Origin of the sequence: Photobacterium sp. BZF1 (assembly GCF_014349205.1) — a bacterium.
Lineage (GTDB): Bacteria > Pseudomonadota > Gammaproteobacteria > Enterobacterales > Vibrionaceae > Photobacterium.
Map to the genome: position 1 here is coordinate 1 of NZ_JACSOF010000095.1, position 25,942 is coordinate 25,942.

General features: G+C 46.4%; 27 protein-coding genes. 19 read left to right on the forward strand and 8 right to left on the reverse strand.

Translation table 11 applies throughout. From position 1 onward, the window contains the following. Positions 1-266 precede the first annotated feature (266 nt). From iolC to rpiB, 3 genes are all read left to right on the forward strand, one after another. A complete protein-coding gene (iolC, locus tag BIZ37_RS19585) occupies positions 267-2,174 on the forward strand; it encodes a 5-dehydro-2-deoxygluconokinase (protein ID WP_187462917.1) in 1,908 nt (635 codons plus the stop codon). Positions 2,175-2,291: 117 nt separating this feature from the next. Further along, positions 2,292-3,800, forward strand: coding sequence for a CoA-acylating methylmalonate-semialdehyde dehydrogenase (locus BIZ37_RS19590; RefSeq protein ID WP_187462918.1), 1,509 nt, complete (start codon positions 2,292-2,294; stop codon positions 3,798-3,800). 126 nt (positions 3,801-3,926) lie between these two features. After that, complete coding sequence (gene rpiB / locus BIZ37_RS19595) at positions 3,927-4,397, forward strand: ribose 5-phosphate isomerase B (protein WP_187462919.1); 471 nt, start codon at positions 3,927-3,929, stop codon at positions 4,395-4,397. Between the two features lie 8 nt (positions 4,398-4,405). Here rpiB and BIZ37_RS19600 read toward each other — a convergent pair whose 3' ends face one another. From BIZ37_RS19600 to BIZ37_RS19615, 4 genes are all read right to left on the reverse strand, one after another. Beyond that, complete coding sequence (locus BIZ37_RS19600; RefSeq protein ID WP_187462920.1) at positions 4,406-4,609, reverse strand: zinc ribbon domain-containing protein; 204 nt, start codon at positions 4,607-4,609, stop codon at positions 4,406-4,408. 149 nt (positions 4,610-4,758) lie between these two features. Further along, complete coding sequence (locus BIZ37_RS19605; protein WP_187462921.1) at positions 4,759-5,235, reverse strand: GNAT family N-acetyltransferase; 477 nt, start codon at positions 5,233-5,235, stop codon at positions 4,759-4,761. A 112-nt stretch (positions 5,236-5,347) separates the two neighbouring features. Continuing rightward, entirely contained in the window at positions 5,348-6,148 is an 801-nt protein-coding gene (locus BIZ37_RS19610) for a hypothetical protein (RefSeq protein ID WP_187462922.1), read from the reverse strand. Between the two features lie 235 nt (positions 6,149-6,383). Then, complete coding sequence (locus BIZ37_RS19615) at positions 6,384-7,319, reverse strand: LysR family transcriptional regulator (RefSeq protein ID WP_187462923.1); 936 nt, start codon at positions 7,317-7,319, stop codon at positions 6,384-6,386. 129 nt (positions 7,320-7,448) lie between these two features. On the opposite strand from BIZ37_RS19615, the gene BIZ37_RS19620 reads away from it, so the two are divergent. Continuing rightward, positions 7,449-8,954 (forward strand): Mur ligase family protein, encoded by a 1,506-nt coding sequence (locus BIZ37_RS19620; RefSeq protein WP_187462924.1) that lies wholly within the window; start codon positions 7,449-7,451, stop codon positions 8,952-8,954. Between the two features lie 21 nt (positions 8,955-8,975). Next, complete coding sequence (locus tag BIZ37_RS19625; protein ID WP_255526825.1) at positions 8,976-10,187, forward strand: MFS transporter; 1,212 nt, start codon at positions 8,976-8,978, stop codon at positions 10,185-10,187. 75 nt (positions 10,188-10,262) lie between these two features. On the opposite strand, the gene BIZ37_RS19630 is transcribed toward BIZ37_RS19625, so the two are convergent. Both BIZ37_RS19630 and BIZ37_RS19635 read right to left on the reverse strand, forming a co-directional pair. After that, positions 10,263-10,739: a hypothetical protein gene (locus BIZ37_RS19630; protein ID WP_107296791.1), complete on the reverse strand. Its 477-nt coding sequence runs from the start codon at positions 10,737-10,739 to the stop codon at positions 10,263-10,265. A 201-nt stretch (positions 10,740-10,940) separates the two neighbouring features. Then, positions 10,941-12,437: a winged helix-turn-helix domain-containing protein gene (locus BIZ37_RS19635; RefSeq protein ID WP_187462925.1), complete on the reverse strand. Its 1,497-nt coding sequence runs from the start codon at positions 12,435-12,437 to the stop codon at positions 10,941-10,943. Positions 12,438-12,715: 278 nt separating this feature from the next. On the opposite strand from BIZ37_RS19635, the gene phnC reads away from it, so the two are divergent. The 14 genes from phnC to BIZ37_RS19705 all read left to right on the forward strand — a co-directional run bounded on the left by phnC (position 12,716) and on the right by BIZ37_RS19705 (position 24,228). Further along, on the forward strand, positions 12,716-13,525 hold the full coding sequence (gene phnC / locus BIZ37_RS19640; protein WP_187462926.1) for a phosphonate ABC transporter ATP-binding protein: 810 nt from the start codon (positions 12,716-12,718) through the stop codon (positions 13,523-13,525). A gap of 17 nt (positions 13,526-13,542) precedes the next feature. Beyond that, positions 13,543-14,559: a phosphonate ABC transporter substrate-binding protein gene (gene phnD, locus BIZ37_RS19645; RefSeq protein ID WP_187462927.1), complete on the forward strand. Its 1,017-nt coding sequence runs from the start codon at positions 13,543-13,545 to the stop codon at positions 14,557-14,559. Between the two features lie 72 nt (positions 14,560-14,631). Then, positions 14,632-15,396 (forward strand): phosphonate ABC transporter, permease protein PhnE, encoded by a 765-nt coding sequence (phnE, locus tag BIZ37_RS19650; protein ID WP_370577403.1) that lies wholly within the window; start codon positions 14,632-14,634, stop codon positions 15,394-15,396. Positions 15,397-15,480: 84 nt separating this feature from the next. Continuing rightward, the gene (gene phnF, locus BIZ37_RS19655) at positions 15,481-16,176 is read left to right on the forward strand and encodes a phosphonate metabolism transcriptional regulator PhnF (protein WP_107296786.1); all 696 of its coding nucleotides are present in this window, start codon (positions 15,481-15,483) and stop codon (positions 16,174-16,176) included. Further along, a complete protein-coding gene (phnG, locus tag BIZ37_RS19660) occupies positions 16,177-16,635 on the forward strand; it encodes a phosphonate C-P lyase system protein PhnG (RefSeq protein WP_187462928.1) in 459 nt (152 codons plus the stop codon). Positions 16,636-16,664: 29 nt separating this feature from the next. After that, positions 16,665-17,264, forward strand: coding sequence for a phosphonate C-P lyase system protein PhnH (gene phnH / locus BIZ37_RS19665; protein ID WP_187462929.1), 600 nt, complete (start codon positions 16,665-16,667; stop codon positions 17,262-17,264). Beyond that, on the forward strand, positions 17,264-18,400 hold the full coding sequence (locus tag BIZ37_RS19670) for a carbon-phosphorus lyase complex subunit PhnI (protein ID WP_187462930.1): 1,137 nt from the start codon (positions 17,264-17,266) through the stop codon (positions 18,398-18,400). The genes phnH and BIZ37_RS19670 overlap by 1 nt, the downstream gene beginning before the upstream one ends. Further along, positions 18,401-19,303, forward strand: coding sequence for an alpha-D-ribose 1-methylphosphonate 5-phosphate C-P-lyase PhnJ (locus BIZ37_RS19675; protein WP_187462931.1), 903 nt, complete (start codon positions 18,401-18,403; stop codon positions 19,301-19,303). Further along, complete coding sequence (phnK, locus tag BIZ37_RS19680) at positions 19,293-20,126, forward strand: phosphonate C-P lyase system protein PhnK (RefSeq protein WP_255526828.1); 834 nt, start codon at positions 19,293-19,295, stop codon at positions 20,124-20,126. The genes BIZ37_RS19675 and phnK overlap by 11 nt, the downstream gene beginning before the upstream one ends. A gap of 9 nt (positions 20,127-20,135) precedes the next feature. Continuing rightward, positions 20,136-20,951: a phosphonate C-P lyase system protein PhnL gene (gene phnL, locus BIZ37_RS19685; RefSeq protein ID WP_255526829.1), complete on the forward strand. Its 816-nt coding sequence runs from the start codon at positions 20,136-20,138 to the stop codon at positions 20,949-20,951. Between the two features lie 20 nt (positions 20,952-20,971). Further along, positions 20,972-22,108, forward strand: coding sequence for an alpha-D-ribose 1-methylphosphonate 5-triphosphate diphosphatase (gene phnM / locus BIZ37_RS19690; protein WP_187462932.1), 1,137 nt, complete (start codon positions 20,972-20,974; stop codon positions 22,106-22,108). 47 nt (positions 22,109-22,155) lie between these two features. Beyond that, a complete protein-coding gene (phnN, locus tag BIZ37_RS19695; RefSeq protein WP_370577402.1) occupies positions 22,156-22,764 on the forward strand; it encodes a ribose 1,5-bisphosphokinase in 609 nt (202 codons plus the stop codon). Beyond that, positions 22,764-23,531 carry a phosphonate metabolism protein PhnP gene (gene phnP / locus BIZ37_RS19700; RefSeq protein ID WP_187462934.1) on the forward strand — a complete coding sequence of 256 codons (768 nt, stop codon included), beginning with the start codon at positions 22,764-22,766 and terminating at the stop codon, positions 23,529-23,531. Before phnN ends, phnP begins: the two co-directional genes overlap by 1 nt. 52 nt (positions 23,532-23,583) lie before the next feature. Continuing rightward, positions 23,584-24,228, forward strand: a complete 645-nt coding sequence (locus BIZ37_RS19705; RefSeq protein WP_187462935.1) for a DapH/DapD/GlmU-related protein — start codon at positions 23,584-23,586, stop codon at positions 24,226-24,228. A gap of 45 nt (positions 24,229-24,273) precedes the next feature. Here the strand turns inward: BIZ37_RS19705 and BIZ37_RS19710 are convergent, their stop codons facing one another. Then, the gene (locus BIZ37_RS19710; RefSeq protein WP_187462936.1) at positions 24,274-24,765 is read right to left on the reverse strand and encodes a hypothetical protein; all 492 of its coding nucleotides are present in this window, start codon (positions 24,763-24,765) and stop codon (positions 24,274-24,276) included. Between the two features lie 279 nt (positions 24,766-25,044). Next, positions 25,045-25,788 carry a MaoC family dehydratase gene (locus BIZ37_RS19715; RefSeq protein WP_187462937.1) on the reverse strand — a complete coding sequence of 248 codons (744 nt, stop codon included), beginning with the start codon at positions 25,786-25,788 and terminating at the stop codon, positions 25,045-25,047. Positions 25,789-25,942: the final 154 nt, after the last annotated feature.

Below are 25,942 nucleotides of genomic sequence, written 5' to 3' on the forward strand. Positions count from 1 at the left end.
TGATGGTGTTGCAATATATTGAAAAATATTTTTCATTTTGTGTGTTATTGCGACTCGTGGTTGAATCGGTGCGAAGCTTTACCTTGATCACAAAAAATATTTTTCATTCCGCATTTCATTTGAAATGAAATAAATGTTTCGTATTATGTGTGTGTCGAAACAATGAGAGTTGAGAGGGGCGATCTCAACAATGATTGTGTGAATCGGTTTAATCATTATCTGAACGGTTCTTAACTACACGGTAGTTAAAGGAAGGAGTGAAAAGGATGAATACCAGCAATAAGAAATTGGATCTTATTTGTTTGGGGCGAGTTGCCGTTGACCTTTATGGCCAGCAGATTGGCGCTCGACTAGAAGATATGGGCACTTTCTCTAAGTACCTCGGTGGGTCATCAGGTAACGTCGCCTATGGCACGGCAAGGCAGGGGTTGAAGTCTTCCATGCTGGCAAGGGTGGGTGATGAACACATGGGGCGTTTCCTGCGTGAAGAGCTACAACGTGTGGGTGTTGATACTAGCAACTTAATCACCGATAAAGAGCGCCTGACTGCCTTGGTTATCCTTGGAATTAAGGATGAAGATACTTTTCCTCTCATTTTCTATCGTGATAACTGTGCAGACATGGCTATCACTGCCGATGATATTGACGAGAAATACATAGCCTCTGCCCGCTGCCTGGCAATTACGGGCACACATCTCTCTCATCCCAATACTCGTGAAGCCGTTTTGACAGCTTTACGTTATGCCCGTAAGCATGGCGTTAAAACTGCCATTGATATTGATTACCGCCCGGTACTTTGGGGCCTAACCACGCTTGGGGACGGGGAAACCCGGTTTATTGAATCCGGCAAGGTTACCGAGCAGTTGCAGGAAGTTCTCGGCTTGTTCGACTTAATTGTCGGAACGGAAGAAGAGTTCCATATTGCCGGTGGATCGACAGATACCGTTGAAGCATTAAAAGCAGTACGTGAAGTAAGTAATGCCGAATTAGTGTGTAAACGTGGTCCGTTGGGGTGCTCGGTTTTTTCTGACGAGATCCCAAATGATCTCGACGACGGTATTACCGTTGAAGGTGTTCGCGTTGATGTGCTGAATGTACTTGGCGCAGGGGATGCCTTCATGTCTGGCCTGCTGCGTGGATACCTAAAAAACGAAGGTTGGGAAAAAGCCTGTGCCTATGCCAACGCATGCGGGGCCTTGGTGGTTTCTCGCCATGGTTGTGCGCCTGCCATGCCTTCCAAAGATGAGTTAGACAATTATCTTTCCCGGGCCAATGACGTCCCTCGTCCTGACTTGGATGAAACGCTTAATCATCTCCACCGAGTAACGACCCGTGATAAAGAGTGGCAAGAACTCTGCGTCCTCGCGTTCGATCACCGTATCCAGTTTGTCGATATGGCACGTGAAGCTAATGCAGATATAAGCCGTATCAAACCATTGAAAAAGCTCATTTTACAGGCGAGCCGTGAAGTGGCTGAAGAAGCCGGCTTAGCGGGTAAAGCGGGTTTACTCTGCGATAGTACATTCGGACAGGATGTTCTGAATGACATTACCGGCGAAGGTTGGTGGATAGGTAGACCGGTAGAGCTGCCAGCTTCGCGCCCTCTGGAGTTGGAGCATGGCAATATTGGCTCCCAGTTGATTGATTGGCCGCTTGAGCACGTTGTGAAATGTCTTGTGTTCTTCCACCCGGATGATCATCACGCGTTACGCCTTGAGCAAGAGAAAAAAGTACGTGAAGTGTATGAAGCCTGCTGTAAAACAGGACATGAGTTGCTGCTGGAAGTGATTCTACCTGCGGATATGGAGCGTTCTGATGAGCTTTACCTGCGTGCTATGAAGCGTTTCTACAACCTTGGCGTGAAGCCAGATTGGTGGAAACTGCCGCCGATGGCTACTGACGCTTGGCATGGTGTGAATGATCTTATTCAAGCACGCGATAAGCATTGCCGGGGTGTTGTACTTCTTGGCCTGGATGCTCCAGAAGAGGAATTGAAGGCCGGTTTTAATGCCGCTGCAAGTACCGACGTAGTTAAAGGCTTTGCGGTAGGTAGAACTATCTTCGGGCAGCCATCTCGCCTGTGGCTTGCCAATGAGATTGATGATGCGGGACTCATTGCCCAAATCAAACAGAACTACCACAACCTAATCACCTTGTGGCGCCAGCGTGGCTGAAGGAATCAATCAAGATCTTAAGTTGGAGTCACTCTGGGGTTTAACAATTTACAAAAACTTGCTCGCGAGGCCGGGCTATTGAATGGCGAAGGCCAAGCGTAATTACAGGAGCAAAACATGGAAACAGTTCAAAACTTCATTCAGGGCCAGATTAGCGAAAGCCACAGCCAGCGCTTTGCCCCGGTATTCAACCCTGCAACCGGCGAACAAACTCGACAGGTGGTATTGAGCTCGGCGGCTGAAACGGCCGAAGCGATTGCAGCAGCAGACAAAGCATTTCCGGCATGGGCAAAAACCTCACCATTGAAGCGTGCCCGCGTGATGTTCAAGTTCAAATCACTGCTTGAGCAGAACATGGATAAACTGGCTCGATTGATTTCAAACGAGCACGGCAAAGTGTATTCGGATGCTGTCGGTGAAGTTACCCGTGGTCTTGAAGTGGTTGAGTTTGCCTGTGGTATTCCGCATCTACAAAAAGGTGAGCATTCAGCAAACGTCGGAACTGGCGTTGATAGCCATTCACTGATGCAGCCGCTTGGTGTATGTGCTGGCATTACACCGTTCAATTTCCCTGCGATGGTGCCAATGTGGATGTTCCCAATTGCCCTAGCAACCGGCAATACGTTTGTTTTGAAGCCTTCAGAGAAAGATCCATCACTGGGTTTGGTATTGGCAGAGTTATTAAAAGAAGCCGGCTTGCCAGATGGTGTGTTCAATGTAGTCAATGGTGACAAAGAAGCGGTAGATGTATTGCTGACTGACCCTCGTATACAGGCTGTGAGTTTTGTTGGCTCGACACCCATTGCAGAGTATATCTATTCCACAGCATCTGCACATGGCAAACGCTGCCAGGCCCTTGGCGGGGCGAAGAACCACTGCATCTTGATGCCGGATGCCGATTTAGACATGGCGGCAAGCGCAATCATGGGCGCGGCTTATGGCGCGGCAGGTGAACGGTGCATGGCGCTCTCTGTGGTTGTTGCCGTGGGTGACGAAACCGCAAATGAGCTTATCGGTAAACTGAAGTCACAGATTGATGTGATGAAGGTTGGCCCAGGTGTGGTGGAAGGCCCTGAAAATGATATGGGAGCGGTGATCTCATCACAGCATAAAGAAAAGATCTGTGATTACATTTCATCGGGTGTTGAGCAGGGGGCTGCTTTGGTAGTCGATGGCCGTGATATTCGTATTGAAGGACATGAAAATGGCTTCTTCGTCGGGCCAACATTGTTCGACAATGTGTCACCAGAGATGACTATTTACCAAGAAGAAATCTTTGGCCCGGTACTCGCTGTTGTTCGTGTGCCTGATTATCAGACAGGTTTAGAGCTGATTAATCGCCATGAGTATGGCAATGGTACTGCAATCTTTACCCGTGATGGCGAGACCGCCCGTCAGTTCAGTGAAGATGTATTGGCTGGCATGGTGGGTGTGAATGTCCCCATTCCTGTGCCGATGGCTTTCCATAGCTTTGGTGGCTGGAAGCGTTCAGTATTTGGTCCTTTGAATGTCCACGGTAATGATGGCGTGCGTTTCTATACCCGCATGAAGACAGTCACTAGTCGTTGGCCTGCCAGTGTGCGTCTTGAGCAACACAGCAGCAGTTTTGTGATGCCGACAATGTAATGGTTCTTTTATTTGAATAAAATAGAGTCAGACCTATGAACAATGGGCCTGGCTTTTTTTGTTTATAAAGCTGCCCAACTCTATATAAAACTTCTTGAGAAGTAATCATCAAAGGACTGACTCAAAATGAAAATAGCAATAGGTAATGACCATACAGGTGTTGAGCTTAAACGTTATCTGAAAGTCCAACTTGAAAGCCTCGGCCATACGGTAGTCAATGTCGGCACAAATGATACCGAACGCACCCATTCAGCCATTTATGCCACTGAGGTCGCGGGGTTGATCAACCAAGGAGACGTTGACCTTGGTATTCTGATTTGTGGTACAGGGGTGGGTATGTCTATTTGTGCCAATAAATTTAACGGTGTTCGAGCTGTGATGGGCGCAAATCTCTATACGGTAAAACAATCCAAAGAGCACAATGATACGAATGTGCTGACTCTTGGCGCACTGACCACAGAGAAATCCGTTGCGAAGCAACTGGTGACGACTTGGCTTGAAGCAAACTTTGATGGTACGGAGACTCGCCGATATAGGCTAAACCTAATCAGCGATATAGAAGCACAACAGCATAAAAAGGTAGAAATTTGTTCTTGAGCTTGGCACTAGCGCAGCGCTTCTATAGCCATAGGTAGCAGTTCTACCCAGCTGTAGATAACAATAGCGGCAATGACGATTGTCCAGACAATGCGCTCTATCCAACTTTTGCGGCTGTAGTAGCGGAATGGGTCAGGCTCACCGCAATTTGGGCAGGTATGGGCGCGTTTGGAAATTTCTTTTTCGCAAATTGGGCAAGCTAGCAATGGCATCCTTAATTACTCCATCCGTATCAATTACTCTTTAAACATAGTGTAAAAGCAGTGACTTAAAAACACTTGTTGGAGATTTGTTTGAATAAAGAGTGAGCCTTATCAAGCTTTGCCAGTCTTTCGTATGCTTATGAGGAATCGGATGTTTGTTATACAGGGTTTATCGACGATCGCATAATATGCTGTGGACCAGCAGGCCCGCCTAAAAATAGCGTCTGTGTATCTTCAAACCCTGACTTTAGGTAGCAATGATAGGCGGCAGGGTTCTGACAATTGACGGTTAGGTAGAGGTATTCACATTGTTCGAAATGTGCTTTGGCATACTCAATCGTTTTGATGACTGACTGGGTTCCCACGCCTTTACCTTGCAGTCTCTTATCAATCAGCAAAGTGCACAGACCCAAACTATTTGCTGGACAAAAGTCATTGCGTTGCCCAAACAGTGTATCGAGTTTGAAGAAACCGATGACTTGATGGTCTTTGCAAATAGCAAAGGGAAGGATGCCTGCTTCCTTGGTCGCTAAAAACGATTCCGGCGAAGCAGAAAAAACGATTTGCTCTTGGTCTGCTTGAATGTCCAGGATGCCGCTTTCTAAAGCATTATCCAAAGGATGGATAGTAATCACACTCAGTCACCATATTGCATGGGTAATAGGGTGAGACTTTCACTTTTTAAGGTAGATTGCAATAGGAGTTTAGGCAGTGAGAGGGAGTTTAACTCCCCCTCATATCATATGTTTAGTAACCGAATGATGGTGCAAGTACATCATAAATGATGGCAGGGTATGCGGTATCCATCATCAGAGGTCTTTGGTAGACAAATCCATCACTATTGTCCGTGAAGTGAGCTACAAAGAATAGACGCTCAACAGTTCGATACGAATCCATCACAAAGTCAGAGTTACCGCCATCGAGTGGTGAACCATCAGAGAAGACATGGTTATTATCTGAAATAACCGCAAGAGGGTGTTTGATGGTATCAAAATCACTGTCTTCGACACAGGTGTCCAGGTTACACATGTTCAAGCCGTAGGAAACATTGCCGTATTCGATATGCAGCTCTTTGCCTTCTAGGCCGGTTGCAACGTGGTTAGCTTGTGGCCAAATTTTACCTGCAGCGATGGTGTCATCATTCACTACCCATGTGAAGTTGTGTTCAAAGTCGGTGCTGCTATCACCTGGCTCACTGTCGGCTGTCATCTTCGCGGCATAGTAGGTAATTGTCAGGGTTTCATTTTCCCAGTTACAGCCAGTGAACACTTCATATTGCGGGTGCTCACCTTCAAAATTACATGCTTTGTGCAGAGCGGCGATAGTCATACCAAAACGCTCAGAAACTTCAGGGTACCAGTTATCTGGATGTGGGCGATCGGGACCAAACTCTGGCAGGTGATCAGGAACTTCAGGTACAGGCTTTTCTGGTACTTCAATTTCAGGCAAATGGGTAGCTGGTGGTACTGTTTTGTCATCAGTAGAGTTGCTTGACGAGTTACAACCAGCGAGCAATGCTACAGCAAGGATTGCAGAGAGTTTTTTCATTTCAATTCACCATATTGATGACCTACCACAGAAGTAGGCGTTGGAGTAAGTGCTCAAGTTATGGTGTATTTATACACTGTATTATTGCTATGGGGATAATTACTCTGGTTGATATCTACGATAAGTTGTATTTATTGGTCTTCAAAAGAATATTGTTTTATTGGGGGTAGGTATCAATAAAACAATATTTCATTAAAACTAACTGATAATTATAAAAGACAATATAATCATGTGCTTACTGTTTAACTAACTCAGTAACTTTCTGTTGAATGACCCATTGGACCCGATTTGTTAGCCATTTCTGTTTCGGGTGTTCGCTGTCACGTAGGCGACTAATCATCTCAATGTCAAAATCGGGGATAGGAATGGGCGCCTGGCACAGTGTGATACCGTCACTTTGGGGGGCAGAGCGGCCAACCAGTTCGGCCATTACGCACAGCAGACGACGGCCTAATAGCATATGCCGTAGTGTTAGAAAGCGAGTAGAGCCAAGCACTACACGTCTTTTTTTGTTGATATCAGCCAGTGTGATATCAACCGGGGATGATAGTTCTCGGTTGGCTGTAATCACCATTTGTGGAGTCGACAAGTAATCATCAAGATTGATTGGTAAATCAACCTTCAGCACTGAGTTATCAAACAGACAGACATGGCGCTCACGGTAGAGAAAAGTCCGTAACAACGTATCTGGGAGTGTTTTGAAGACCCCAATAGCCAAATCTATATCGCCGGATTCAAGCGCTGACTCGCAGTTTGAAGGATCGACAGCTTTAAACAAGATTTGGCTATTTGGGCAATCAGTAAGCAGTTGATCAAAAAGGGCGGGACCAAACACTTGTTCTGCATAGTCTGAAAGTCCTATGACAAATTTGTCGTGGTATTCTTGCGGCTCAAATGCATTAGGAAGCAGGATATCGTCACGGATAATCGACAATACGGTAGAAATTTTAGGGGATACCTCGAGGGCTCTCTGGGTAGGCACCATGACATTTCCCTGTCGCTCGAACAGTGGGTCGCCGAGAAGCGTGCGCAAGCGTTTTAAGTTATAGCTAGTTGCTGGCTGACCAAGGTGAAGGCGTTCAGATGCGCCGGATACGCTACGGCAGATCATAATAGCCTCAAAGGTCAGCAACAGATTAAGATCAACCCCTTTCCAATTAATACCACTCATAACTTTAATCAGCCCGTTCGATTTCGTTGATATCCTTAATAGCGCTAAGATACCAGTATTGATTTCAGGTTTCGACGAATCGTTGAGATTTAACAATAATTTGAAAATGCCCTTGAGGGTTAGACCAGCATGAACAGTAGCCACCGACAATTATTAACCTCATTAGCTTCACTGCCAGTAAAGGAATTCAAAACTCATAGCCAGAAAGTCAATCCCGGTGATGTTTTTGTCTGCCGCCAAGGATTGACTTGGGACAGCCATCTATCTGCAGAGGATGCGATAGCACGCGGTGCCTGTGGGGTGATAGCAAATCGCCCGTTGGATTTGTCGGTTCCATGTATGGTGACTTCCAGTCACAGTACATCAATTAGTTTGATTAACCAGTTTTATGCTTATCCACAAGATAAAATTAAGCACATAGGCGTCACGGGGACCAACGGCAAAACAACTGTTGCTTATTGCCTTAACCAGTTGCTCAACCTTAAGGGTAAATCAGCGTATACCGGTACGCTCGGTAGCTCCTTTGATGATGCTTACTACCCGTTAGATAACACCACGCCAGATGCGATTACCTTGCTGAACTTATTTCATGCGATGGAGAAGTGCGGGGTATCCCACCATGTTATGGAGGTGAGTAGTCATGCACTATCGCAAGATCGGGTGACGCATATCGACTTTGATATTGTCATCATCACCAATATTGGCTCTGATCACCTTGATTATCACAAACATCGAGAAGACTACATTCAGGCCAAACTTAGGCTTATTGACAGGCTAAAGCCAGGTGGCGTAGCCATCGCGAACCTAGATGATGAACAGTCACTGTCGGTGATGGAGCGTTGTAGAAGCCGCTGTGAGGTCATTACTTTTAGTTGTAGCGACGAAAGTGCCGATCTATATGCAGGTACAGTTCGCTCTACTTGCAGTGGCAGTCAATTTAGCTTGAATTACCAAGGGAAAGAATATCAAGTCACATCGAGTTTGCCGTTCCTTTTCAATGTTGAAAATAGCCTTGCCATTATTGCTTCTATGCTGGGTTTGGGAATGCCTATAAAAGAGGTACTGGCATTATTTGAGTCAATGCTACCGGCACCGGGACGTAGTGAAGTGTATCCACTCAGTAATGGTGCAACCGTGATCCTCGATTATGCCCATAATTACGATAGTCTAAGTAATCTCTATCGCAATGTACTGGAGCATAAAACGGGCAAAATCGTGACGGTTATCGGAGTAACGGGAGAGAGGCTAGCAGATGCCGATGATATTGGTGAGTTGTGTTTTGAGCATTCAGATCAACTGGTGCTGACCACGGATAACCCATTAGGCGTTAATCAGGAAGATTTGTTTAAGGCGCTGACAAGTAAATTGCCATTGAACTCAAACAAAGCTAGCGCATGTATTGAGGACCGGTTGCTGGCAATTAAAGTGGCAGTAACTGAGATCCAATCAGGTGATGTCTTGCTGCTCTGCGGTAAAGGACATGAAAAGTACCAGTACATTACCAGCAATAAGAATGATGCAAAGCCTTATGTGGGAGATCTGGACGCATTGAAAATAGCCGTTGAAGCCATTGGGTTGCAGGTGGTAACTGGACTTACTGAATCAGAAGAGCCGGCAGACCTTACGGTTAAATAAACCACTTAGAGGAATGGCAGTATGGCACTCCTGAGCCAAACAGAACCCATCCCGATGGGAAAAAATGCGACCTATATAAAGTTGTTGTCTGCCCAAGTGGTCTCTCTGGTGGGTACCGGAATCAGTACCTTGACGCTGGCTTTACTTGCTTGGGATATCGCGGGGGATGAAGCCAGTGCGGTACTGGGGATCGCATTTGCGTTGAAGATGATTGCTTACGTTGGCTTGGCACCCGTGTTTGGTGCCATTGCCCATAAACTTCCCAGAAAGCCTGCAATGATCACACTGGATCTGGTCCGTGCAGGTTTCATCATGTTTTTGCCCTTTGTGACGGAAACATGGCAGATCTATGTGCTGGTCTTCTGTATCAATGCGTGCTCAGCAGGGTTTACTCCCTTGTATCAATCGACGCTGCCAGCAGTACTGCCCGATGAGAATCAGTATTTGAGGGCATTATCATTTAGTAGGTTAGCCTACGATCTTGAGCAAATAATCAGCCCGTTGCTGACGGCTTCATTGTTGGTAGTGCTGGGGTTCAGGCAATTATTTATTCTCAATGCCTTTACCTTTTTGTTGTCTGCAATCCTACTCATGATTTGTGTCTTTCCGCTGATTAAAGCAACACCGCACTGTGAAAATGGGCCGCTGAATCAACTCAAGTATGGGTTGCAGTCTTACTTGTCGACGCCAAGGCTACGGACTCTTTGGATTGGCTATTTGGCAGCTTCTGCTGCCAGTGCGATGGTCATAGTAAACACAGTAGTTTACGTTAATCAGGTTCTGGTTGGGGGAGAGCAAGAGACTGCACTTGCTATGGCAGTAGTAGGTTTTGGATCTATGGTTGTTGCGCTGAAACTTCCCAAATGGCTTGAAGGTAGAAAGCTACGTGGTTTTATGTTGCTGGGTAGTTCGATGATTGTCGTTGCTTTTGTGATAGCGGCACAACTTCCTGGTTGGTATGGGTTTATTTGGGTTTGCTTGTTATTTGGCGCGGGTATGTCTTTTATCCAGACTCCTGCAGGGGTGTTGATCACCCGTTCTTGCCAAGATGAGGATGCAACCGCTTTTTTTGCTGCCCATTTTTCACTTACTCATTTGTGGTGGTTGTTTACCTACTTACTCGCAGGGTGGAGTGCCGTCATGTTAGGGTTATCTGCAGCGTATTGGGTAATGGGCGTACTCTGCCTTGGTAGCCTTTTAGCGGTATATCGTTGGTTTCCCAAAGAAGACTAGTCGACGAGGTTTGTATCGATATAATAATAAAGCCACTCAACGTATTTAATTGAGCGGCTTTATTGAAAGGTTTACTTATTTGGCTTGTTCATGACGAATATACATGATTGCAATCATACTAAAGCCCATGAATTGCCACAGGTATTGACCATCACTCGCACCTGAAAGTGTTTGGGTAAATGCCATACAACCAGCAACAAATAATGAGGCAACAGCAGAGTAAAATAGCCATGGACGTTCTTTATTTGAAAGAAATTCGCCATTAAAGACAGAACGAATAATCAAAATGAATGGAACGCATTGCAATACAATTAAAATCGGAAACATGAAATCGAAAGTAGGGCTAAGGAATACATGACCTACTTGGCTTTTATCCCATGTGCCAACAATATAGCCCTTCCAACCTGCCCAAGTATCACCCGAGTAAGCGGTTTCCGGCGTAACGATACCTAACATTACACCCATCACCTTATCTATAAAGCCATTCTTAAACCAGAATACAAACAGGAAAATTTGCAGCGGGATAATCTGGAAGGCCATTTTCTTTAACATGCTTTTACCTCAAAAAACCAAGAGTGTTTGATGGGGAAATTATGAAAAGATTGAACTGCTAGCTTATTGATGCAAGGCAATACGACAGGAATACAAACAAAAATCAAAGGTGTAGAAACCAGTGTACCGCTTGAGTTAAAGGTTGTTAAAGTGCCTAGCCCTTGTGCTTCAAGGGCTAGGCAAGATTGAAGAAATTGTCGCTTAATGCTCTTTAGTTTGGGTTTGGAAAAGGTTTGGTTTTTGTAAAGGTTTCATAAGATCAAAGAGTTGCCCATTTACTTCTTTTTTCATGTCGCTGTAGCATTGGTAGTGGTAGGCAGCTCCACGAGGGTTTTCAGATTGGGTATCGACAATACTCAACAGATAGAAACTGATAGGGCTAGGCGTGCTCTCTGCGGCATAAAAAAGATAAGGGAAAGCTTGATCATTGCGTTCATTGAGCAGTAGCGCTAAGCCAAGGGTTAAATTGGCAATATCACAGCGTGGATTCATCTCGAAAGCTTGATGAGCCAGACTTAGGGCAAGCTCCTTGTCATATTCATTTCCCGATTGTAAAAAAGCGAGCGATGAGTGGTAAGAGAGAAGTGAATTGACAAGGTAATTCTCACGCCCTTGCGCTTTGAGCATTTGTAGTTGTTCGGCAACAGCATCTAAGGCTACATTTCCTTTCCCTTGGTAGAAAAGAGAAATACCAGCTGAAATAGCTTTCCAATCCTTATAGTCAGATATCGAAGTAATACGGTGGTTAGATATCTCATAGCCAGGATCATTCGGGGAAATAAGAGACTTTAATTCTAGGACGATATCACCAATATCGTTAAAAAAGCTCTGTTCGTTAAAACGCTTTTCTATTTTATGATTTAACTGAGGCTGTTTTGTGTTTTGCAGTAAAACAGTAAATGTATAGTCTTGACCGTTATGCTTTATCCAACTCTTAAGTTCGAACCCATTATTTTCTAAGGTCTCTTTCGCTTCAGCAGTTAGCTCTGAAAAATGATAGCCAGAGATAGTTTTCGCAGAATTCAAGCCATAGAAAAGATAGTTATAGACACTTTGCGCCATTTCGTAATCTTGTTCGGTATCTAACTGCACTTGATGTAAAAAAACAGGGGTATTGAGGTTTGTTTGAGCAGTGATAATCGTTTCTTGTGCTGGCTGAGTATTCTGCCAAATGTAACCTGTGCCAAAGCCGATTACGCTTATTGCCAATATGCCTGATAGAGCCACAGCAAGGCGCTTGTATTTATGTGTTGAAGATTGCTCTGGTTTGAGTATTACTTCATCCACTGTACGGGGCTTATCCAGACTGCACTTTGCATCACAGGCTTCTTCGGTATTAAGTTCATCTGTATTGCTTTCTTCTGCACTGATCTCTGAAACCGGCAGCTCGAACAGGTAACCCTGCTTGGGAATCGTTTTGATGATTTGGTAAGGGCGGTTTTTATCTTTTAGCTGGCTGCGTAGCAGACTGATCACTTGGCGGACGAGGTTGTCGGAGACATGGCTTCTTTGCCACACGCTATCGGCGATCTGGCGAGCATTAACGACCGCACCGTTTTGAATGATGAAATAGCTCAGGAGTTTTGACTGCAAAGGTTCAAGGTGTATCTCTTCTTGCTCAATGGTGATCTGGTTTTGATCTGGCGTGAACAAAATCTGTGGTTCGTGGTGGATAAGATAGCGAGTCTTGGCAGTCATATGCTTACAACGGATAATCAAAAACCCTGCTAGCCTAGAGGGTTTAGCCTGTGGAAGCAAGTATCTGCCTTTGATGAATCTTTCTTGACGGTGTTATCTAGACAAGTTGGCCTGTTGCTGGCTTGTTTTCGGCATTGTTCATTGATTCTTAGGCAATTTTCCTCACAACAACAAGCTAATTGTTGTTTCCTGCCGTCACGAGCCTGACATTTTCAATCAATAAAACATTCATATTACACCCGCACTCTGTACCACGAATCGGACATGAGATGACGGACATGGATACCATCATAAGCATCAGCAATATCAATAAGACTTTCGGTAACAAGCAGGCACTGAAAGGGATTAACCTGACAATCAAAGAACGCTCGATGACTGCACTACTTGGCCCATCGGGTTCAGGCAAGTCAACGTTAATGCGCCACCTCAGCGGCTTGGTCGTTTCGGACAAAGACGCAGATTCACACATTACAGTGCTCGGGCAAACGGTCCAGTCTCAGGGGAAAGCGAGTAAGCATATCCGCCAGTGCCGTGCGCAGGCAGGGTATATCTTCCAGCAGTTCAACTTGGTGAACCGCCTGAGTGTCATGACCAATGTACTCATTGGTGCGCTTAGCGAAACACCAAAGTGGCGCACACTGACAGGTACATTTACGGCTGAGCAGCAGCAACGGGCTTTACAGGCACTTCAGCGTGTAGGGATGGAGCAATTTGCCCATCAGCGGGTGTCAACGCTTTCTGGCGGTCAGCAGCAGCGGGTGGCCATTGCCCGTGCACTTATGCAGCGCGCCAAAATTATTTTTGCCGATGAACCTATTGCTTCTTTGGATCCGGAATCATCACGCATCGTGATGGAGTTGCTTGAGGATATCAACCGCAAAGAGGGAATTCCGGTCATTGTGACTCTTCACCAAGTTGATCATGCCCTTAAATATTGTGAGCAGATCATCGCGCTTCGTGAGGGGGAAGTTTTCTATCAGGGATCAGCGGCTGAATTGACAGAGCAAAAACTTAAAGCGCTCTATACCGCAGCCAAACCCCAGCAAGAAAATGCACCTGTTGGTGCTGAACTGGCGCCATCATTTTAAATCAGCAGGGAAAAATCATGTTTACCACTATCAAAAAAGTTGGTTGCTCTATCGCACTTGCTGCCAGCTTGGTTTCGCCACTCACCAGTGTGGCGGAAACCATGAAAGAAATTAACTTTGGCATTATTGCAACCGATGCCCAGCAAAACCTAAAGCAACGCTGGGAGCCCATGTTGGATGATCTCAGTGAAGAGCTGGGTATCAAGGTGAACGCCTACTTTGCGCCAGATTATGCTGGCATTATCCAGGGAATGCGCTTTAAGAAAGTCGATTTTGCCTATTTTGGCAATAAATCAGCGATGGAAGCAGTCGACCGTGCCAATGCAGAGATCTTTGCTCGCTACATTGATAAAGACGGAACCCAAGGTTATTACAGCGTATTGCTGGTCAACAGTGAAAATGACGATATCAATACACTGCAAGATGTGATTGATAACCGCAAAGACTTGATGCTGGGCAATGGTGAGCCTAACTCAACGTCAGGTTTCTTGGTACCGAACTATTACGCGTTTGCCCAGAACCATATTTCGGCGAATGACTTCAAGCGCACTATCGTTGCTAATCATGGTTCAAATGCCATGGCAGTGGCGAACAAGCAGGTCGATGTTGCGACAAACCACACTATGAACCTAGTACGCATCAAGCAAAGCAATCCTGACTTGTACAGCAAGTTGAAAGTGGTGTGGCAATCAGAACTTATCCCTTCGGATGTAATCACTTGGCGCAAGGATATTCCTGAAGGAGTCAAAGACAAGGCTCGAGAGTTCTTCTTAGCTTACGGCAAAGACAATCATCAGCAGTTGGATAACCTCAAGTTATTGGCTTGGTCAGGGTTTGCACCAGCAGACAATAACCAGTTGTTGCCGATCCGCCAGATGGAAGCATACAAAGCCTTGGTAGAAACCCAGGATAACCCTCGCTTGAGCGATAAAGTGAAGAAAGAGCGCATTGCTCAGTATCAGGCTGAACTGGACTCTCTGACTGCGGAAATTGATGCACTCAAAGCAAGCTCGGCTAATAAAGCACAAGGTTAATAAAGGATAAAGGCAGGGGCGATGTCCCTGCCACACAAGGACATAATGATGCACACCAATACTCAACACCTGATGCCGCCATCAAAGCTTTCGATTAAAAACGCTGTTATTGCGGTCATCGTACTCAGCATTTTAATGTGGGCGTGGCGAGGCGCAGAAATGGCACCAATGATGTTCTTCGAGCATCCTGAAAATATGGTGCAGCTTCTCAAGGACTTCTTTCCACCTGATTTTACTGATGTTGAACTGTATTTCAGTGAAATGTTAGTCACGATACAGATTGGTATTTGGGGAACCTTGCTTTCGATTTTGTTGGCTATCCCATTTGGCATTTTGAGCGCTGAAAACTTGATGCCGACGTGGGTTACCTTCCCGGTACGTCGTTTGATGGACGGCCTTCGAGCAATCAATGAAATGGTTTTTGCCATGCTGTTCGTGGTGGTGGTTGGCCTCGGCCCTTTTGCCGGCGTCATGGCACTGTTCATTCATACCACAGGCGTACTGGCAAAACTGTTTGCCGAGGCGGTAGAAGCGATAGAGCCGGGACCGATTGAAGGTGTGAAAGCAACGGGTGCAAACCCACTGGAAGTGATTCTATATGGTGTCATTCCACAAGTTATGCCGCTGTGGATTTCATATTCCTTGTATCGCCTCGAATCAAACATTCGCTCTGCGACCGTTGTCGGTATGGTCGGCGCGGGTGGTATCGGTGTGCTGCTGTGGCAATCAATCTCCGGTTTTCAAATGCAGCAAACTGCAGCCATTATGCTGATTGTTATTGTTACGGTGAGCATTATTGATTTTGTTTCCCAGATCATTCGCAAGAAATTCATTTAATTGAAATATTGATTTAATCACGGAATAAAAATTTTCGGTTTACATGTCTAGATAAGTATTTACCGATAATTTAAGGAAATGAAAATGCCTGTCTATCAAAAAATTGCCAAGGAATTGGAGGATGACTTACGTCATAAATATCAGGCAGGTGATTATTTACCGTCCGAATCACAATTAGCAAAATATTTTCAAGTCAATCGTCATACGGTGAGACGCGCCATTGATGAGTTGGTAACGGCAGGGCTAATTCTACGCCATCAGGGTAAAGGGAATATGGTGTTGAGCCAGCCTGCAGACTACTACCTTCATTCTGGTGCCCATTTTACCGGCAACCTGCTTGAACAGGGCTCTCTACCGCGTTGTGAAGTGCTGCAGTCGCGCACGCTTGTTGCCAGTGAGAGGTTGGCTGGAAAGCTTGATTGTGAACCGGAAAGTAAGATTATCCACTTACGGACCTACCGAAAAATGGATGGTGTTCCACGTACCGTGATTGATCATTATTTGTCTGACTATAGCTGGTGGCCAGTGATAAAGCATTTTCAATCTGGCTCATTGCATAATTTTATTAAAAAAGAATTGGGTGTTGAATTAGAGCGTAAAAGCACTCGGCTTCGCGCCCAAATACCGAATACAGAATACTGCCGACTTTTACAAATCAATAGCAGTATCCCGTTATTAATAATACGTACCACAAATGTCATCAAAGGCACGGAAAAAGTAGCTGAATATTCAAGTTCAAATACCCGATCTGATGTCATTGAATTAGTCATGGAGCACTAAATGGACACCACGGAAAAAAGAAAACATTGGATGTCTGTACTGGCCCAGGCCAGTTTTGAAAAACTCTCAACCCTTTGGCAGCAGAGCCGTAACCAACATGGATTGGCTCCGGATTACAAGATCATACGCCCGGCAGAAATTGGCCTGGCACAAGTTCGGGCAAGAATGGGGAGTACTGGCCGCCAGTTCAATATTGGCGATGTCACCATAACACGTGCTGCCGTTCAGCTGGCAAGCGGTGAGATGGGTTACAGCTACCTTCAAGGGCGCAACAAGCAGCATGCAGAGTTAGCAGCCGTATTGGATGGATTGCTGCAAACAGACCAATACCACGAGGCCATCTTTGCTCAAATCGTCACTCCATTGGCAGCGGATAAGCAGGCCGAAAGGGAGCAGCGCCAACAAGAGGTTGCTAGCAGCAAAGTGGACTTTTTCACCATGGTTCGTGGTGAAGACTAAGCCGCGGTAATAGATAAAGGAGATATACGATGAGCCATATTACCTCGGCTTTCACTGATGCCGTACATGATAGCCAGTTTTGTTTTAGACGCTTGCTCAAAGCAATGTCCGAACCAGGAACTCGTGTTGAACTAGACCGCTGCTCTGGTTTTGGGGCAATGATGCCAGCGACAAGTCAGGTGCTACTCGCGATGGCGGATAACAGCACGCCGTTGTGGTTGTCCCAATCGTTTTTGCAAGACAATGCCGCGACCCAAAATATCCACTTTCATACTGGCGCTGCAACCAATGCGGCACCGGAACAAGCTGTATTTGCAGTGGTTGCTTCAGCTGATATGCCAACTATCAAGTTTGATGAGCTGGCATTTAACCTCGGTAATGAAGAATATCCGGATCGCAGCACAACATTGGTTATCGAAGCCACTAGCCTCTCTTCTGGCCAGCGATTCAAGCTAACGGGGCCAGGAATTAAAGAAGAGTGCTGTATCCAACTGGGTAAAATTTCGCCGGATGTGAACAACATTCTGATGGACCAAGGAAAAATGTTTCCCCTCGGGCTGGATTTGATTTTTGTTTCAGGTGAGCAAGTGGTGGCGATCCCGCGCTCAACATCAGTGGAGGCGATGTAATGTACGTTGCAGTCAAAGGCGGCGAAAAAGCGATTAAAGCCGCACACCAACTTCAGGCACAAAAGCGCCGGGGCAATACCGACCTGCCTGAGCTTCAGGTTTCTCAAATCAGTGAACAGCTTGCGGGTTCAGTCGATCGCGTGATGACCGAGGGCGGCATTTATGACAAAGAGTTAGCGGCATTGGCTATCAAGCAGGCCAGTGGTGACTTGGTTGAGGCCATCTTCCTGTTGCGCGCTTACCGTACCACTCTGCCTCGTTTGGCCGTGTTGGAGCCGGTTGATACTTCAGATATGCGTATTGAGCGCCGTATCTCGGCGACATACAAAGACCTTCCCGGTGGTCAGTTGTTGGGGCCAACCTATGACTATACCCATCGTTTGTTGGACTTTAGCTTACTGGCAGAAGGTGAAGAACCCGTGAACATGGCGCAGCAGGCACCTGCTGAAGAGGGAGTGCCTAACGTTAACGAGACTTGCCCACAAGTCATGGGGATTCTTGAAAAGCTGGATTTGATGGTTGTTGAACAGGATATGGGTGAGCAACCAGATGATGTCACCATGGAACCGGTTAATTTCCCCTGTGATCGTTCTGCACGTTTGCAGCAACTGGCACGAGGCGATGAGGGCTTCTTGCTGGCGCTTGGTTATTCGACTCAACGAGGTTATGGACGTAACCACCCGTTTGCCGGTGAAATTCGCTCAGGAAAGGTGACGCTGTCGCTAAGCCCAGAAGAGCTATGCACAGAGAGCGGTAGTTTTGATATTGATATCGGTGAGCTTGAGCTAACTGAATGTCAGATGATTAACGGATTCATCGGTAACAAGCAGCAGAAACCTAAGCTGACACGGGGATATGGCCTGACATTTGGTTTTACTGAGCGTAAAGCGATGTCTATGGCGCTGGTAGACCGTGCGTTGCAAGGTGCCGAATACGATGAGCCGGTTGATGGTCCCGCACAAGATGAAGAATTTGTCTTGGCCCATGCGGATAACGTTGAGGCTGCAGGGTTTGTTTCTCACCTGAAATTACCGCACTACGTTGATTTCCAATCTGAATTGGAGCTTCTACGCAAGATGCACAAAGAACACGATGAACTGATGGCACCACAGCACGTAGACGGTGAGGGCGAGTAAATGTCACAAGCACAAAACCATGGCTATAACTACGGTTATCTAGACGAGCAAACCAAACGTATGATTCGCAGGGCGCTGCTAAAAGCGGTGGCTATTCCCGGTTACCAAGTACCTTTTGGTGGCCGTGAAATGCCGATGCCGTATGGTTGGGGGACTGGTGGCGTTCAGCTAACAGCCACGATCATTGGCAAGGACGATACCCTTAAGGTGATTGACCAAGGTGCAGATGACACCACCAATGCCGTTTCTATCCGTGAGTTCTTCAAAACCGTGGCACAGGCCAATACCACCGAAACGACAACCGAAGCGTCTATTATCCAGACTCGTCACCGAATTCCAGAAGTCGCGTTGCAGAAAGATCAAATCTTGGTTTATCAGGTGCCTATCCCAGAGCCATTGCGTTTTATCGAGCCGCGTGAAACGGAAACCCGCAAAATGCACGCCTTACAGGAGTACGGCATCATGCATGTCAAACTGTACGAGGATATTGCACGGTTCGGCCATATTGCGACTGCCTATGCGTATCCGGTCCGTGTCAACGAGCGCTACATCATGGATCCATCGCCAATCCCGAAATTCGATAACCCGAAAATGGACAACATGGCTGCGCTTCAACTGTTTGGAGCTGGGCGTGAAAAGCGTATTTATGCCATTCCACCCTATACCAAGGTTCACAGCTTAGATTTTGATGATCACCCGTTCGAAGTACAGAAGTGGGAAGAGCCATGCAGTATCTGTGGATCGACTGATACCTTCTTGGATGAGGTGGTGATTGATGATGAGGGTAACCGGATGTTTGTCTGCTCGGACACTGACTACTGTCGCCAGCAAGTTGAAAAGAACTCGGAATCACCAGTACACGAAAACGGACGTAAAACCGCAGAACTGGTGGATGCACAATAGGCAGAGCGAAATGATGATGGAAATGACAAACCTTAAAGAACAACCGCTACTGTCGGTGCAAAACCTCACCAAACTCTATGCGCCTGGCAAAGGGTTTTCAGAGGTATCGTTTGAGCTATTCCCTGGTGAAGTATTGGGTATTGTTGGCGAATCAGGCTCAGGCAAAAGTACTTTGCTCAAAGCTATCTCTGGCCGCTTGCAACCTGACAATGGTGAAGTGCTTTACTTGCGCGGTGGCGCAGAACAACAGCTTGCCCAGATAGAAGACCTGTACGCAATGGCAGAAAGCCAGCGCCGCCACCTTCTTCGCACGGAGTGGGGAGTGGTTCACCAGCATCCAATGGATGGGTTGCGTGGAAGAGTCTCCGCTGGCGGCAATATTGGCGAGCGGTTAATGGCAGTAGGCAAAAGCCATTACGGTGAAATTCGTAATGAAGCCGAGAAGTGGTTAGGGGATGTTGAAATTCCTGCTGAACGTATTGATGACATGCCTACGACCTTCTCTGGTGGTATGCAACAGCGACTACAGATTGCCCGCAACTTGGTGACTCACCCAAAGTTGATCTTCATGGACGAGCCGACTGGCGGCCTTGATGTGTCGGTACAGGCAAAGCTATTGGATTTATTGCGCCGGTTGGTAACTGAGCTGGAACTTGCTGTCGTTATCGTGACCCACGATTTGGCCGTTGCGCGCTTGCTGGCTCATAGGCTGATGGTGATGAAGCAAAGCCATGTAGTGGAAACTGGCTTGACCGATCAGGTGTTAGACGACCCACAGCATCCTTACACCCAGCTTTTGGTTTCATCGGTACTGCAAAACTAAGGAAAGAACATGAATAAGCCAATGTTGAAAGTCTGTAATGTAAGTAAAACCTTCGTTTTGCATAATCAAAACGGTATCGAGTTACCGGTACTACAAGATTCATCGTTGAGTGTCGAGCAAGGAGAGTGCGTTGTGCTGCATGGCCACTCTGGCTCAGGCAAGTCAACTTTGCTCCGTGCTTTATATGCGAACTACCTGGTTGATTCTGGCTCCATAGAAGTGTGTCACCATGATCAATGGGTTGACCTTGTCAGTGCTTCCCCACGAGAAGTGTTGAATGTACGACGTGATACCGTGGGATGGGTAAGCCAGTTCTTACGCGTTATCCCTCGTATCAGCGCGCTGGAAGTTGTTATGCAGCCAATGTTAGAAGTTGGCGGTTGCCGTGAGGAAGCTGAGCGTAAAGCCAGTCAACTGCTTCGACGCTTGAACGTTCCAGAACACTTGTGGCACTTGGCGCCGGCAACCTTCTCTGGTGGTGAACAGCAACGGGTTAACATCGCGAGGGGCTTTATTGTCGATTACCCAATCTTGCTACTTGATGAGCCAACGGCGTCATTGGATGCGACCAACAGCGCTGTTGTGGTCAGTTTGATTGAAGAGGCCAAATCTCGCGGTGCAGCGATTGTGGGTATATTCCATGATGAAGAGGTGAGGGCGCAGGTCGCTGACCGTTTGTACGTAATGAAACCAAAAGCGGCTAATTCAGAACAGGCATCGCGACAGACTACAAAAGATACAACAGACCAAAACAATCCAACCGTGATGTCTGTGCAGGCATCATCGCAGCTTGAAATGGCTCCAGCAACCGAACACGTTGCCTAGTCAGGGATGAGGAAAAAATTGTGATTATTACCAATGTACATATGGTCCTTGAAGACGAGATCGTAAAAGGCTCGGTTGAATTGGAAAATGGCGTCATTAAATCTATGTCGGACACCCTTAGCCAGTTGCCACAAGCGTATGATGGTGAAAATGGTTGGTTGATGCCGGGGCTGATTGAACTGCATACCGACAATTTGGAAAAGTATTTTACACCGAGGCCGAAGGTTGACTGGCCACCTTTTTCTGCAATGAGTGCCCATGATGCCCAGTTGGTTGGATCTGGGATCACTACCGTGCTTGATGCTGTCGCCCTTGGCGATTACCGAGAAGGGGGGCGCCGTCAGGAAAACTTGGATCACCTTATCGATACCGTTATTGAAAGCCAGAAACGGGGGGTGAACCGTGCCGAGCATTTCCTTCACTTACGTTGTGAAGTCCCCCATGAAACCACGGTAGGTATGTTTGAGCGTTATGCCAACCTGTCGGAAGTGCATCTGGTCTCTTTGATGGACCATGCACCGGGCCAACGTCAGTTTGTCGATGTTCAAAAGTACCGTGATTACTATCAGGGCAAATACAAATTTTCTGACGAGCAGATGTTTGCGTTTGAGAAGGAGCAGGTTGCTCGCTCGCAGCAGTGGTCAGCATCGAACCGTGCTGAAATTACTCGACAGTGCCGCGAGAGGAATATTCCGATGGCAAGTCACGATGATGCAACTCTTTTGCATGTTCAGGAGTCAAAAGATTTAGGGATGGTCATTGCGGAATTCCCAACCACCGTTGAGGCCGCCAAAGCATCCCATGAAATGGGCTTGAAAGTCATGATGGGCGCACCGAACGTCGTTCGTGGCGGTTCGCATTCAGGCAATGTGGCAGCGCACGAACTCGCAAGCCTAGGTGTATTGGATATTCTGTCATCTGATTACTACCCCGGTAGCTTGCTTGATGCGCTTTTCCAATTAGCAGATGACGAGAGTAATGACTTAGATTTGTCACAGGCAACTAAGCTCGCGACGATTAACCCAGCACAGGCACTTCAATTAAACGACCGAGGTGTCATTGCAGAAGGTAAACGTGCTGATTTGCTGCTTGCACACCATTTGCATGATCACACTTATGTCACTCGTGTTTGGCGTCAGGGTAAGCAGGTATTTTAATTGAATACTGAGACATGCCAAAAAATAGAAACGCAAGGAGATCTGCGTTGAATAAACAAGGCACCTTATTTTATGTAATGGGCGCGTCGGGGGCAGGCAAAGACAGCCTGCTTCAGGCGATACGCACGCTTTATCCCAAACAGCTATTGGTAGCACACCGTTATATCACGCGTTCTGCACAGGCGGGCGGGGAAAACCACGTGGAACTCTCTACCGAGGAGTTTGCCCAACGCTCGCAACAAGGTTTGTTTGCTATGAGTTGGAAGGCCAACGGTTTTAACTACGCCTTGGGTAAAGAGATTGAGCTGTGGTTAGCCCAAGGACTCGATGTGGTGGTTAATGGTTCAAGAGCTTATTTAGAACAAGCTATGATGGATTTTGGTTATCGCGTCGTGCCTGTCATCGTTGATGTCAGCGCTGAAGTTCTGGAAGCTCGGCTATATGCCAGAGGGCGTGAGACACCGGACCAAATAGTAGACAGGTTAGCAAGGGCAGAATATTACCGTGGCCAATGCCCTGATAGTGGTTTTGTCGTGGACAATAGCGGCTCGTTGCAGCAGACCATTGAGCAATTTATTAATCATTACAGCCAATACCAGAGTGCTATGCCTCGCCTTAGCCAGCATACGATGTCAATCAATAAGGAGAGGTTGTAATGAAGCTCACGGTAATAGGGACTGGTAATGCCCGGCTATTACCCGTGTACGGCTGTCATTGTATTGCTTGTGAGCGGGCAAGAGCGAATCCGGTATATTCCCGTGGTAAAACATCGGCATTTATCAGTTACCAAGGCCGCAATTTGTTGATAGACGCCAATGCCGAGGATTTGCTGACTCGGTTCCCTGCCGGCAGTATCGACAGTATCGTACTGACCCATTACCACATGGATCATGTGCAATCCCTATTCGATCTTCGCTGGGGGGTAAACCTGTCTATTCCTGTATTCGGCCCGGACGATCCTGTGGGTTGCGATGACCTATTCAAGCATCCCGGTATTCTGGCCTTCAAACCGCCCCGGCAACCTTTTGAACACTTTTACTGGCGAGATATCCGTATCACACCTTTGCCGTTGATTCACTCCAAGCCGTGTTTGGGATATGTGTTTGAGGGGCAGGGTAAGCGCATTGCATACTTAACGGATACGGTTGATCTACCGGCAGAAGTCAAACAATGGCTTGGCCAAAACCCGGTAGATCTCATGCTGATTGATTGTAGCTTTCCGCCAGTTGATAGGGATGCCGGAGAAAAGACGGTCAACCATAACGATGTGGTCCTTGCCAAATCCATCAAAGAAGAATGTCGACCAACTAAAATGGGCTTGATCCATATTGGTCATAGCCTCGAGAGTTGGGCTATGGCGAACCCACAAGCCTTCGATGACGACTTTTTCCTCGTGTCCGATGGACAGGAATTTAACTTTTGAGCCAGCAACTATTGAACGAACAGTGTGGGCTACTAACGATGAGTAAGCAGTAATGAACCAACCGCTATCTCCAACTTTATCCTCAGAGCCGAGCATTGCTGAAACCAGCAAGTTGCATAATGCCGAACTTGGCCGCTGGGTAGAAATCGCTGACCGGTGTATTTTGAACAATGTATCAGTTGGTGATTACAGCTACATTCAAAATGACAGCAACCTAATGTTTACCGAAGTCGGTAAGTTTACCTCTATTGCCGCTAGTGTCAGGGTCAACCCGAGCAATCATCCATGGTGGAGGCCGACCTTGCATCACTTCACCTATCGTCCGGGTAAGTACCAATTGGGTGATGACCCAGCAACCCTCGACGATGAGGTCTTTGCTTGGCGTGAAGAAGACAAAGTGGTGATTGGTCATGATGTTTGGATTGGTCACGGGGCCATTGTACTGCCTGGTATTACGATAGGTAATGGCTCTATCGTCGGTGCGGGCAGTGTGGTGACCAAAGATGTTCCACCATGGTCCATTGTGGTTGGCAACCCAGCCCGAGTGCTGAGACCACGTTTTGAAGACCCCGAGATGGGACCACGGCTTGAGGCATTGGCTTGGTGGGACTGGGAAGAGGATAAAATCCGCGACAACCTCCACTTATTCCAGCAAGATGCGAAAGCTTTCCTTGAGGGCTTAGAGCAACTCGTTTAGCCGTATCTCAAAACACTGAAGAACCGTGCCTAGGCACGGTTTTTTTTAACAGTCTTCTAGTTCCACTGTTACATCATAGATTTCCGGCCCATTGGCTCTTTTGGCATCTTGGTAGCTGACATAGCATTTAGGTGTCACGGTAACTAGTTTGTTTTCTTCGTCAGAGATGTATGTGACCTTTCTGAAGGAGACATAGGCAATTCGACCACCGTCTTTCATTCGATTATTCACTTCTAGATCATCGCTGATATTAAAAGCCCGCTTAACGTTATCAATATGAGCAGTAGGGTAGCCGTTACAGATATAAATTCCTTCAATGAATGCGCGAAGAGTCGTTTCATCTTGATAGATATAACAGGCTTCGGTAAGGCTATTTACAATAGCTTTGGTATGAACGATCTCCGAAGTGGTATGCATAGTGGATGCGATTGAATTTAATGTCGACTTTCGGGCATCGGACTGAATACCTAACATCGATAGGGCTGCGGTAACAGCGAGGAGACCGACTAAAACAATAACTGTAACGAGTCTAATCATAATGAATGGTTGAGCTTAATTTATTGATAATGTTGTTTATTATTTTGAACTATGTTTTTAATTGGGCTGATTGTAAGAGTAAATTTATGCTTGTGCAACTAGTAAAGGTTTGGTTGTATAGAGTTTGTACGGATTTATAGGATTGCTAGGGGCTTAAGAAAGGGAGGGGAGGTTTGGCTGCTGTTGAGTCTCAATGGTATTAGTTAAGCTGCAGATACAAAAATGCCAAAAGCGTTCTGCTTTTGGCATCGATAATCTTTCGGCTCTGTGCTTCTTGGGTTAGAAGTGCAACTGGATAACAGATTCTGCAACACAACCAGGACGGCGAACACCTTCGATTTGTACAGTAAGCTCTTGGACAATCTCTAAGCCACGCTTCACGGGTTTAACCGACTGAATCTTGGTTGTCGCACGAATGCGGTTATCAGATTTAACCGGGTACGGGAAGCGAATTTGGTTAAAACCCAAGTTAACTGTCATTTTTGCCGTTGGATACTTTTTGTTTTCAGGATCAACGCTATCAGTAAGGACCGATAGTAGCGACAGTGTTAGGAATCCGTGTGCAACAGTTGTTTTAAAAGGTGATTCTTCAGCTGCACGCTCTGGGTTAGTGTGAATCCACTGGTGATCTTCTGTCACATCAGCAAATTGGTTGATACGACTCTGATCTACAGTCATCCACTCGCCAGTATGAATCACTTCACCAAGGGTTGCAGTAAGCTCATTATACAGTGCCTCTGCTTCTGGCTTCATTTCAATTGCAGCTGGTACCTTGGCAACAGCTTCAGATGCGTTATTTTCCACTACAGTTTTTTCTATCTTGTTCTTACTAGGTTGCTCGACGACATCATCATTAGATGCTGACTGTTTGTGCATAACAAGGGCGCCAAGCTGTGTTTTGTTCGCTCGGTTAACAAAATCAAGCCAGTGCTCACGCAAAGAAGGTGAGAGTAAGTCTTTTAGTTCAAAGGCATGTAGTGATAGACCATCACGTTTTTGCTTAAAATAATCGACAACTTTCATGACTTGATACCTTATTATTAAAAACTGCCTGAAGCCGAATCAAGGCGAAGTATTGTAATCGGAAATAAAAATAATAAAAGAAAAAAATGTGTTCCACATCAAGCTTTTCTAACGTGTAGTGTTTTAAGTCTATGAATACTAAGGGGTCTACAGT

Bases quoted from the DNA above. Each gene is read 5' to 3' on its own strand.
- iolC (WP_187462917.1), top strand. From the start codon at position 267: ATGAATACCAGCAATAAGAAATTGGATCTTATTTGTTTGGGGCGAGTT.
- BIZ37_RS19590 (WP_187462918.1), top strand. From the start codon at position 2,292: ATGGAAACAGTTCAAAACTTCATTCAGGGCCAGATTAGCGAAAGCCAC.
- rpiB (WP_187462919.1), top strand. From the start codon at position 3,927: ATGAAAATAGCAATAGGTAATGACCATACAGGTGTTGAGCTTAAACGT.
- BIZ37_RS19600 (WP_187462920.1), bottom strand. From the start codon at position 4,609: ATGCCATTGCTAGCTTGCCCAATTTGCGAAAAAGAAATTTCCAAACGC.
- BIZ37_RS19610 (WP_187462922.1), bottom strand. From the start codon at position 6,148: ATGAAAAAACTCTCTGCAATCCTTGCTGTAGCATTGCTCGCTGGTTGT.
- BIZ37_RS19615 (WP_187462923.1), bottom strand. From the start codon at position 7,319: ATGAGTGGTATTAATTGGAAAGGGGTTGATCTTAATCTGTTGCTGACC.
- BIZ37_RS19620 (WP_187462924.1), top strand. From the start codon at position 7,449: ATGAACAGTAGCCACCGACAATTATTAACCTCATTAGCTTCACTGCCA.
- BIZ37_RS19625 (WP_255526825.1), top strand. From the start codon at position 8,976: ATGGCACTCCTGAGCCAAACAGAACCCATCCCGATGGGAAAAAATGCG.
- BIZ37_RS19630 (WP_107296791.1), bottom strand. From the start codon at position 10,739: ATGTTAAAGAAAATGGCCTTCCAGATTATCCCGCTGCAAATTTTCCTG.
- BIZ37_RS19635 (WP_187462925.1), bottom strand. From the start codon at position 12,437: ATGACTGCCAAGACTCGCTATCTTATCCACCACGAACCACAGATTTTG.
- phnC (WP_187462926.1), top strand. From the start codon at position 12,716: ATGGATACCATCATAAGCATCAGCAATATCAATAAGACTTTCGGTAAC.
- phnD (WP_187462927.1), top strand. From the start codon at position 13,543: ATGTTTACCACTATCAAAAAAGTTGGTTGCTCTATCGCACTTGCTGCC.
- phnE (WP_370577403.1), top strand. From the start codon at position 14,632: ATGCCGCCATCAAAGCTTTCGATTAAAAACGCTGTTATTGCGGTCATC.
- phnF (WP_107296786.1), top strand. From the start codon at position 15,481: ATGCCTGTCTATCAAAAAATTGCCAAGGAATTGGAGGATGACTTACGT.
- phnG (WP_187462928.1), top strand. From the start codon at position 16,177: ATGGACACCACGGAAAAAAGAAAACATTGGATGTCTGTACTGGCCCAG.
- phnH (WP_187462929.1), top strand. From the start codon at position 16,665: ATGAGCCATATTACCTCGGCTTTCACTGATGCCGTACATGATAGCCAG.
- BIZ37_RS19670 (WP_187462930.1), top strand. From the start codon at position 17,264: ATGTACGTTGCAGTCAAAGGCGGCGAAAAAGCGATTAAAGCCGCACAC.
- BIZ37_RS19675 (WP_187462931.1), top strand. From the start codon at position 18,401: ATGTCACAAGCACAAAACCATGGCTATAACTACGGTTATCTAGACGAG.
- phnK (WP_255526828.1), top strand. From the start codon at position 19,293: ATGCACAATAGGCAGAGCGAAATGATGATGGAAATGACAAACCTTAAA.
- phnL (WP_255526829.1), top strand. From the start codon at position 20,136: ATGAATAAGCCAATGTTGAAAGTCTGTAATGTAAGTAAAACCTTCGTT.
- phnP (WP_187462934.1), top strand. From the start codon at position 22,764: ATGAAGCTCACGGTAATAGGGACTGGTAATGCCCGGCTATTACCCGTG.
- BIZ37_RS19705 (WP_187462935.1), top strand. From the start codon at position 23,584: ATGAACCAACCGCTATCTCCAACTTTATCCTCAGAGCCGAGCATTGCT.
- BIZ37_RS19710 (WP_187462936.1), bottom strand. From the start codon at position 24,765: ATGATTAGACTCGTTACAGTTATTGTTTTAGTCGGTCTCCTCGCTGTT.
- BIZ37_RS19715 (WP_187462937.1), bottom strand. From the start codon at position 25,788: ATGAAAGTTGTCGATTATTTTAAGCAAAAACGTGATGGTCTATCACTA.